Below are 8,518 nucleotides of genomic sequence, written 5' to 3'. Positions count from 1 at the left end.
GAACCACTGTCTCCACAATCAACATCCCGTTCTCGCCAACTGATCAAAACCAGTCGGCCGACTATATCCCCGGGATGAAGGGGTCCTTTTTGCACGCCGATCACCCCACGAAGGGGGTGCCTATTGCACGCTGATCCTCAACGATACCAGAGCGAGTCCTTTCGCACCTCAGACACGATGTCGGTCTCGATGCTGGCGACGAGTTCTTCCATCGCATCTTCGACGGCATGGAAGTTTTCATGCTTCAGCCTCTCCCCGAGCCTCCTGAACCGCGAGTTGCTCTCTGGAAGCGAGAAATTCAGCAACTGTTCGAGATTGGGCTCCTCTCCGGCATAGAGCCGGATGCCCCGGTCGGGGTCCGGGTACATCCCGTCTTCCCATGTGATCCGGTAGATGAAGGCATCGGCATGAGGGCCAGGCGTCGCCGTCTCGACTACCGGATTCGGCTCTTCGAGAAGGATGTTGCGGATCGATGTGCCGCCATAGCCGGGATTATAGTCTGGCTCGCTGAAGTGGAACCGGATCAGCGCCCGGATGAGGTTGCGCGCCTCCGCGAACCGCTCTGGATTGTAGACCATGGAGGCGCTCGAACCACAAACCCCGCAAATGCCATGGGCGAGGTCGCTCGCGACCAGGGCCTTCAACTCGGGGTCTTTGGCACAAGCCCCGCAAAGGCTCACCACATCCGCCCCTCCAACATGGTTATCTTTTTTCATTCAGTTACTGGGCCTGCTTGTGACGGGCGAGCCATCCGCATCCACTGTTGCATCTTCGCGCCAACGATGAAATTCGTTGTTCCACAGGTCGAATCTTGAGGCAAAAAAATCGCGTGCGCCAGAAATTTCGGCTTGGGCCTTGCGGGTGCCGCCGCGATGCAAGCTCGATAGGAACGCTCATGATTCCAACGTTTTCTTCCGGCAGCTAAGCGTCGATTTCGCTGTTCCTATCCGAATCCCGTTGTCTCGCAAGCGGCCGTTCGTTCGACCGAGCCCTACGATCAGCACGTCCATATCGCGGACCTTGCGATGCGGTTCCTCATCGCAGCTTCGTCGTCCGTTTCAACGCTTCCTATAGATGCTGGCCTTCGGCGATCGCGATATGACTTGCATGTGCGATGAAGACGCCCAGCGACCTAGGGTCAAGGGACCCATTGAATTGGGGCGGGGCCTATGATTCAGGTGACCGTGAAGGAGCCTGAATTTGAGCGATTTGTTCTGGCTGGCGGACGAGAAGGTGGCGCCTCTTCGGCTCTATTTTCCGAAGAGCCATGGTTGCGAGCGCATCGACGACCGGCGGGTTTTGGGCGGAATCATCTCCGTCAATCGCCATGGGCTGAGGTGGCGGGATGCGCCGAGGGAATATGGTCCGGCAATGACGCTCTGTAATCAATGGGTCCTGAGCCCAGGGACCATGCCCGCCTTCGCGGGAATGACGAAGGTGCGAGACGCCGAATGTCCGCATCCAGTTGCCAGCCAATGCAAGGAAAAGGCCCACCGGCTTGGCCGGTGAGCCCTTGGTCTTTTGGGGAATGTGCGGGCCGGTGCGAGTGCGCTTTGAAAGCGACCGGCCCTTCGCTGTCCTAGGGCGCGAGGATCGCGACGGCGAGGTACAGCAACAGCGGCAGGCCGAAGCCCAGGAGCGTCAGGGCAACGAAGGCGACGCGCGTCCACAAGACGTCGATGCCGAACTGGTCCGCCATCCCGGCGCACACGCCGAAGATCATCCCGTTCCGACGATTCTTGCGAAAACCCTGGTTCATGTCTTTCCTTTCGATCCCGGCCTGAGGGCCGGCGTTTTTGGCGGTATCCGGGGACTGGTCAGGCGACCAGTCCACCGAAATGCGCAGCGTTCGGGCCGACAGCGGCGAGAAGCATCAGCGAGCAATAGAGCGAGGCAACCGCGGCGATCGCGTAGCTCTTGAGCGAGTCGATATTGAAATGGGCCATGATCTTGTCCTTCCTGTATGGTTCCGCCGGACCTTCCGGTGGATGCTTGATGTATTGCAGGAGGCGTGCCAATTTCATTCATTGGCGGTTAAGCGCGGTTTTCGGGTTCACGAAATTTTATTTCAGCGGGAATTTTGCGGTAATATGGTGAAAAGTACCAACAATGGGAGAATTTCAGGTTCCCTGCCCTGAATTCGATCCGGGATGGCGAGAATGTTGGAGGCTGGCGCCGGACGGACACGTGCGGTAGTCGCGATCGAGATGACGCTCGCCCGCCTTTCGCTGACCGATTTTCGCAATCATGCCGGCGCGGAGATGGAAGCGGGGCCGGGTCTCGTGGCGCTTCATGGCGACAATGGCGCGGGCAAGACGAACATATTGGAAGCGATCTCGCTGCTTGCGCCGGGCCGCGGACTGCGCCGCGCGGCGCTGCCGGACATGGTGCGCGATGGGGCCGGTGGCGGGTTCGCCATCTTTGCCGAAGTGCAGGCGGGTGAAGACCTGCCGCCGGTCGCGCTGGGAACGGGAATCGAGCCCGCGCATCCGGGCCGGCGCATCGTCCGCATCAACGGCGCGGCGGCGGCCGCGGCATCGCTCGGCGAATGGATCGCGGTGCTGTGGCTGACCCCCGCGATGGACCGGCTGTTCGTCGAGACTGCAGGCAACCGGCGGCGTTTCCTCGACCGGCTCGTCCTCGCGCTCGACCCGCGGCACGCGCAGCACGGCAATCGTTACGATGCGGCACTGCGCGCGCGCGGCAAGCTGCTCGTCGATGGCGCCGGCGCCGATCCGCAATGGCTGACCAGCCTCGAGGCGCAACTCGCCGAGCACGGCGCGGCGATCGATGCGGCACGGCAAAGCACGCTCGCGGCGCTCGCGGTTGAACTGGCCGGACAGCCCGATGCGCCCTTCGCGCGCCCCCTTCTGACGTTGGTCGACGGCGACGGAGAGGCCCGCCATCGGCTCCATGAAGTCGAGGACCTCAGAACGCTCTTTGCCTCGCGCCGCCGCATCGACGCCGTCGCGGGCCGTGCGACCGCGGGGCCGCACCGTGATGATTTGTCGGCGGTCCACGCCGCAACCGGCCGCACCGCGGCGCGCTGCTCGACCGGCGAACAGAAGGCGATGCTGCTGTCGCTGATCCTCGCGCACAGCGATTGCGTCGCGCGGCTGCGCGGCCAGCGCCCGGTGCTGCTGCTCGACGAGGTCGCGGCGCACCTCGACCCCTCGCGCCGCGCCGCGCTCTACACGCGGTTGGCGGGGCAGGGCGGGCAGGCGTGGCTCACCGGAACCGAGGCGGCGTTGTTCGCCGACATGCCGGGGCCGGTGACGCGTTTTCGGATTGCCGGCGGACGGATCGCGCCGGGCTGAGCGCCGCGGGGGTCAATCCTTCGGCTTGACCGTAACCCAGATGCTGATCGGTGCGGCGAATTGGCCGGGCGCGGGCTTGCCGACGTCGATGCGTTCGGCGGTGACGAGTTCGCCGGTCGCCAGCGTGAAGCTGGCCCACGGTTTCGGCATGCGGTTGAAGCTCATCTTCTGGAGCGGCTGGCCGGTGGTCGTGTTCATGATCGTTGCGGTGATTCCCATGGGGCGCGGGTAGCGACGGGACGGTGATTCTGTCCAGAGGGGAAAGAAAGAGTGTCTGCTAGCGACTGGAAGCGGACACACCCTCCGCTCGTCATTCCCGCGAAAGCGGGAACCCAGTTATGGGTAAGCTTACGGACGCTCTGGGTCCCCGCTTTCGCGGGGATGACGAGGTAAAGTAAGGGCAGCGTTCGATCTCCACCCTGAAGCCGCCTTCGGCCTCAACCCTTCTGCCGCTCCCGTGCGCGCCGGAATCCCTCGCGCGCCATGCAGCGGTCGAGCCACGCCTTCGTCGCCTCGCCCAGCACATCGTCCGCGCCCAACGTCGTGGCGAGAAACGCCGCATAGCCGATCGCGATGTCGGCCACCGTGAAGCGTCCCGCGACGAGCCATTCGCGCCCGTCGGCGAGCGCCGCCTCGATGCTCTTCGCGCGGCCGCCGAAGAAGGCCTTGTAGTCGGCGACCGCCTGCGCGAGGCGGCGTTCCTCGGGCTCGACGCGCGTGTAGCGAAGCATGATCGCGAGCGGGAAGGTCAGCGTCGCGTCGCTGCGGTGCAGCCAGTTGCGCGCGTCCCAATAATCCGCCTCCTCGCGGCGCACCTCGAGCGGCGTGCCCTCGGCGATGCGCTCGCAGATCGCGGCCGATTCGGTCATCAGCCGTCCGTCCTCGACCCAGCCGGGCACCGTCATCAGCGGGTTCACCGCGCGATAATCGGGCTCGAACGCGCGCGGCGGGAATCTGAGCAGGCGCAGGTCGACGCCGATCCCCGCCTCTTCGACCGCCCACAGGCAGCGCAGCGAGCGCGCATCGGCGCAGTGATAGAGGATCGGCAGGCTCATGCGGCAACCTCCTTCGGGCGGTCGATATGGCGGCGATGCTCGCGCCAGGCGATGAACAGGCCCGACGCGATGATCAGCGGCGCGCCCACCCAGGTCGCCTCGGCGGGCAGGGTGCCGAAGAAAAACCAGCCGCAGGCGATCGACCAGAGCAGAGCCGAATAATCCATCGGGATCACGACCGCGACCGGGGCGAGGCGCAAGGCGCCGGTCAGCGACATCTGCACCACCGCGCCCGACAGGCCGAGGCCGAGCAGCAGCAGCCATTCGTGTGCGCTGTGCGGCGTGTAGACGAAGGGCAGGGCGATGCCGAGCGGGATCATCGACAGGAGGCTGAACCAGAAGACGATCGTTGCCGCGGCCTCGGTGCGGCCGAGATCGCGCACCGCGATCGTGATCAGCGCGGTCATGATCGCGCCGCCGAGCGCGATCAGCGTTCCGGTGCCGTGCGTGCCGCTGAACCCCGCGGCGAAGCCCGCGCCGGGATTGAGCACGACGAGGACGCCGACGAAACCGACGATCACCGCGCTCCATCGCTGCCAGCCGGTCGGCTCGCCGAGGAGCAGCGCGGCGAAGATCACCGCGAAGATCGGCACCGACAGGTTGATCGTCGTCGCCTCGGCCATCGGCAGCAGGATCATGCCGCCGAAATTGCACGCCATGCCGGTCAGCCCCATCATCGCGCGCCGCGCGTGCGATCCGATGCGCCGCGTCTTCAGCGTCGCGAGCCCGCCGTGCGTTGCCACCCAGACCAGGATGAAGGGAATGACGAGCGCCTGCCGCCAGAACAGGCTTTCGAGGATGTGGATGCCCGCGGCGTCGATATATTTCACGATCACGAACATGAGCGACAGGCTCGCCATCGCGAGCAGCCGAAGCGCGATGCCGCCAAGATAATGCTGCGGCGGGCCGGAGGACGAGGTCGCTGGCGGATGGGAGGTCATCGGCGTTCGCGCATATCAGCCACATTGCGTGAGGCAAGCCGTCATCCCCCTTGCCCCCCCGCGATAATCAAGCTAGGGGCCCACTCCGGCCTAGGGGTATAGCTCAGCTGGTAGAGCATCGGTCTCCAAAACCGAGGGTCGCGGGTTCGAATCCTGCTGCCCCTGCCAGGCCGTCCCGGAACGTCTCATGACGTCCCAGAACAAGCTGCCGCGACCAGCCTGCTCCCGCCGACAAGCTGCTATAGTGCCGGCCGTGTTCAAGAGTGTCCGAATAGTCCGGAAAGAGTGCGGCCCGAACCACCTCTGCCATCGCGCTTGCCGTTCTCGAACTGCCTTTCCGCAACCGGCCAATCGAAGCCAAACGCGGACCGTTGATCTGGGTAGGGCTATTGACCTTCATCCAAGGATCAAGGTTATTGGTGAGGGCCGTATCCGGGCTTCCGGGCCAGCAATTCGCCGAGGTTTTCTGCATGAACAGGCGCATCGTCCACGTCGTGAGCAATGTCTCGCACTATACGGATCCGTCGCACCCCACCGGACTGTGGCTCTCCGAACTGACCCATGCGTGGGATATCTTTGCGGGGAAGGGATATGAGCAGCGCATCATTAGTCCCAGAGGTGGCGTCTCGCCTCTCGAACCGCGGGCCCTCAAATGGCCGTTGCGCGATGCGTCCGCAAAGGCGTGGCTCGCCGATGAAGCCCGCATGGCATTGCTGCAAACGACTGCGCGGCCGTGTGACGTCGATCCGGCGACCGTCGATGCCATCTACTTCACCGGCGGCCATGCGGTGATGTGGGATTTTCCCGAAAGCCAGGAATTGCAGACGCTGACGCGTGGCATCTGGGAGCAGGGCGGTATCGTGTCAGCCGTCTGCCACGGCTATTGCGGACTTCTCAATGTCCGGCTCTCCGATGATTCCTTGCTCGTCGCCGGCCGGGCCGTGACGGGCTTCTCCTGGATCGAAGAGGTGCTGGCGGGGGTCGCATCGAAAATGCCTTATAATGCCGAGGCGGAAATGAAGGCGCGCGGTGCGCTCTATGAGAAAGCGCTGATACCTTTCGTTTCCAACGTCGTCGTCGATGGACGTCTGGTGACGGGACAAAATCCCTTCTCGGCGAAGGCGACGGCCGCGAAGGTCGCCTCGCTGCTCTAAACTCAGGTCCGGCTCGCGCGCTTCCGGCCGCCTACGTGCCCGCCCAGGTCAGCGCCGAGCATGCGGCTCAGCACGCGGCGGGCATTGTCGGCACAATCGACGTCGTCGGGCTTCGCCTCGATATCCGCGATAAGGGCGACAAGTTGCTTCTTGCTGCCTGCGAGCCGTGTCTCCAGCTCCTCGATTTCGGTGACTTTGCGGCGCAAGGCCGGGATCAGCGCGCCATGATCCCATCGATCGAGGTCGCCGGGGACGAGCGTCCGGATCTCGTCGAGACTGAAGCCCGCCTTCTGCGCGGTCGCGATCAGTTCGAGCGCCACGAGCGCCTCGGGCGGATAGGTGCGGTAGCCGTTCGGCCGGCGGTCGACCATCTTCAGGAGGCCGATGCTTTCGTAAAAGCGGATGCGCGATTGCGAGAGGCCGCTGCGCTTGGCCAGTTCGCCGATCTTCATGTCCGGGTCCTCGAAATTGAAGCTTGACCTTAAATTTAACTTGAATGTTAGAAGCTGTCAAACCTCTCTCCCGGAGACTCGAAAAATGTCGCTCTTTTCCTCACTGACGCTGCCCAATGGCGCCACGATTCCCAACCGCATCGCCAAGGCGGCGATGGAAGAAAATATGGCCGACGGCGATCATGCGCCGTCGGACGAACTGATCCGTCTTTACCGCGCCTGGGCCGATGGCGAGGCAGGGTTGATCATCACCGGCAACGTCATGGTCGATGCGCGCGCGATGACGGGACCGGCGGGGGTGGTGCTGGAGGACGACCGCCATCTGGACCGCTTCAAGACGTGGGCCGGCGTCTCGCGCGCAAAAGGCGCGCAGGTCTGGATGCAGATCAACCATCCGGGGCGCCAGATGCCGGCCGGGCTGGGGCAAGAGACGCTCGCTCCCTCGGCGATCGCGCTCGATCTCGGGGCGCAGTCGAATCGCTTTCCTGTGCCGCGTGAAATGACGGTCACGGAAATCGACGACGTTCGGGAGCGCTTTGTCGCGACATCGCGGCTTGCCGAGCGTGCAGGCTTCACCGGCGTTGAGGTTCATGCCGCGCACGGCTATCTCTTGAGCCAGTTCCTCTCGCCGCTGTCGAACCGGCGTGCCGATCAATGGGGAGGCAGCCTCGAAAACCGCGCCCGCCTGCTCCTCGATATCGTCCGCGATATTCGGGCGGCGGTGGCGCCGGACTTCGCGGTCGCGGTCAAGCTCAACTCGGCCGATTTCCAGCGCGGCGGCTTCTCGCCCGAGGACGCGCGCGCGGTGGTCGCGATGCTCGCTCCGCTCGGCGTCGATCTCGTCGAATTGTCGGGCGGCAGCTATGAAGCGCCGGCGATGATGGGCGCCGCCCGCGACGACCGGACGCTCGCGCGCGAGGCCTATTTCCTCGAGTTCGCGAAAGATATCGCCGCGGCCGCGACAATGCCGCTGATGGTGACGGGCGGCATCCGCCGCCGCGCGGTCGCCGAGGCGGTGGTCGAAAGCGGTGTTGCGATGGCAGGGATCGCGACCGCGCTCGCGATCGAACCCGGCCTGCCGCGTGCGTGGCGGCTCGGCGGCGGCGATGCGCCGGCGCTGAAACCGATCGAGTGGAAGAACAAGCCGGTCGCTTCGTCGGCACATATGGCGGCGGTGCGATACCAGCTCGTTCGCCTCGGCCGGAGACGGCGAACGAACCCCCATGTCTCGCCCATCTGGGCGCTTCTGCTTTCGCAACTCGATGCGAAGCGCAACGCACGCGCCTATCGTCGCTGGATGGCAGGCCGGTCGGAGGTTCTGGCATGATGGAAGGGTTGATCAGGCAGGCGGCGGCCTTGACCTTCAACCGGGGTTCAAGCCTAGTATGGCGTCGCGAGAGGCGCTGGCATGACTGAGCGGTTCACAGAGGTCGACTTCGGAGGGCACAAGGTCGCCGTCCTAGGGTCAGGACTCATTGATCAGAGCCAGAAGATGACAGTGGCAGCGAGGGCGACGGCGGAGAAGAAGGCCTTCGGGCACCGATCGTAGCGGGTTGCGACGCGGCGCCAGTCTTTCAGGCGACCGAACATAATCTCAAT

At 64.5% G+C, this 8,518-nt stretch carries 10 protein-coding genes, 1 tRNA gene and 2 pseudogenes; 5 read left to right on the top strand and 8 right to left on the bottom strand.

Annotated features, from left to right (window positions below; translation table 11 throughout):
* Nucleotides 1-137 precede the first annotated feature (137 nt).
* Nucleotides 138-716, bottom strand: a complete 579-nt coding sequence (locus tag ACE3SL_RS00860) for a hypothetical protein (protein ID WP_374523869.1) — start codon at nucleotides 714-716, stop codon at nucleotides 138-140.
* 484 nt (nucleotides 717-1,200) lie between these two features.
* Between ACE3SL_RS00860 and ACE3SL_RS00855 the strand changes: the two are divergent.
* Nucleotides 1,201-1,392: pseudogene (locus ACE3SL_RS00855) on the top strand (transposase); the annotation flags it as partial.
* 187 nt (nucleotides 1,393-1,579) lie between these two features.
* On the opposite strand, the gene ACE3SL_RS00850 reads toward ACE3SL_RS00855, so the two are convergent.
* Nucleotides 1,580-1,759 carry a PspC domain-containing protein gene (locus tag ACE3SL_RS00850; protein ID WP_058816939.1) on the bottom strand — a complete coding sequence of 60 codons (180 nt, stop codon included), beginning with the start codon at nucleotides 1,757-1,759 and terminating at the stop codon, nucleotides 1,580-1,582.
* A gap of 58 nt (nucleotides 1,760-1,817) precedes the next feature.
* A complete protein-coding gene (locus ACE3SL_RS00845) occupies nucleotides 1,818-1,946 on the bottom strand; it encodes a hypothetical protein (protein WP_374523868.1) in 129 nt (42 codons plus the stop codon).
* A 261-nt stretch (nucleotides 1,947-2,207) separates the two neighbouring features.
* On the opposite strand from ACE3SL_RS00845, the gene recF reads away from it, so the two are divergent.
* Nucleotides 2,208-3,317: a DNA replication/repair protein RecF gene (recF, locus tag ACE3SL_RS00840; protein WP_374523870.1), complete on the top strand. Its 1,110-nt coding sequence runs from the start codon at nucleotides 2,208-2,210 to the stop codon at nucleotides 3,315-3,317.
* 12 nt (nucleotides 3,318-3,329) lie between these two features.
* Here recF and ACE3SL_RS00835 read toward each other — a convergent pair whose 3' ends face one another.
* The 3 genes from ACE3SL_RS00835 to ACE3SL_RS00825 form a co-directional block, all read right to left on the bottom strand.
* A complete protein-coding gene (locus tag ACE3SL_RS00835; RefSeq protein WP_374523867.1) occupies nucleotides 3,330-3,536 on the bottom strand; it encodes a hypothetical protein in 207 nt (68 codons plus the stop codon).
* A 218-nt stretch (nucleotides 3,537-3,754) separates the two neighbouring features.
* Nucleotides 3,755-4,372 (bottom strand): glutathione S-transferase family protein, encoded by a 618-nt coding sequence (locus ACE3SL_RS00830; RefSeq protein WP_374523866.1) that lies wholly within the window; start codon nucleotides 4,370-4,372, stop codon nucleotides 3,755-3,757.
* Nucleotides 4,369-5,313 (bottom strand): DMT family transporter, encoded by a 945-nt coding sequence (locus ACE3SL_RS00825; RefSeq protein ID WP_374523865.1) that lies wholly within the window; start codon nucleotides 5,311-5,313, stop codon nucleotides 4,369-4,371. Before ACE3SL_RS00825 ends, ACE3SL_RS00830 begins: the two co-directional genes overlap by 4 nt.
* A 92-nt stretch (nucleotides 5,314-5,405) precedes the next feature.
* Between ACE3SL_RS00825 and ACE3SL_RS00820 the strand changes: the two genes are divergently transcribed.
* Together ACE3SL_RS00820 and ACE3SL_RS00815 are read left to right on the top strand one after the other, a co-directional pair.
* Nucleotides 5,406-5,481: transfer RNA gene (locus tag ACE3SL_RS00820), tRNA-Trp, on the top strand.
* A 302-nt stretch (nucleotides 5,482-5,783) separates the two neighbouring features.
* Nucleotides 5,784-6,467 carry a type 1 glutamine amidotransferase domain-containing protein gene (locus tag ACE3SL_RS00815; RefSeq protein WP_374523864.1) on the top strand — a complete coding sequence of 228 codons (684 nt, stop codon included), beginning with the start codon at nucleotides 5,784-5,786 and terminating at the stop codon, nucleotides 6,465-6,467.
* 2 nt (nucleotides 6,468-6,469) lie between these two features.
* Here the strand turns inward: ACE3SL_RS00815 and ACE3SL_RS00810 are convergent, their stop codons facing one another.
* Entirely contained in the window at nucleotides 6,470-6,919 is a 450-nt protein-coding gene (locus ACE3SL_RS00810; protein WP_374523863.1) for a MerR family transcriptional regulator, read from the bottom strand.
* 85 nt (nucleotides 6,920-7,004) lie between these two features.
* On the opposite strand from ACE3SL_RS00810, the gene ACE3SL_RS00805 reads away from it, so the two are divergent.
* Entirely contained in the window at nucleotides 7,005-8,246 is a 1,242-nt protein-coding gene (locus ACE3SL_RS00805; protein ID WP_374523862.1) for an NADH:flavin oxidoreductase/NADH oxidase family protein, read from the top strand.
* 152 nt (nucleotides 8,247-8,398) lie between these two features.
* On the opposite strand, the pseudogene ACE3SL_RS00800 reads toward ACE3SL_RS00805, so the two are convergent.
* Nucleotides 8,399-8,518 (bottom strand): annotated as a pseudogene (locus ACE3SL_RS00800) (IS5/IS1182 family transposase); the annotation flags it as partial.

The sequence above is a fragment of the Sphingopyxis sp. genome (genome assembly GCF_041916015.1).
GTDB lineage: Bacteria > Pseudomonadota > Alphaproteobacteria > Sphingomonadales > Sphingomonadaceae > Sphingopyxis.
Note: the sequence above shows the minus strand (reverse complement) of the source record. Positions and strands in the feature narration are given on the sequence as shown.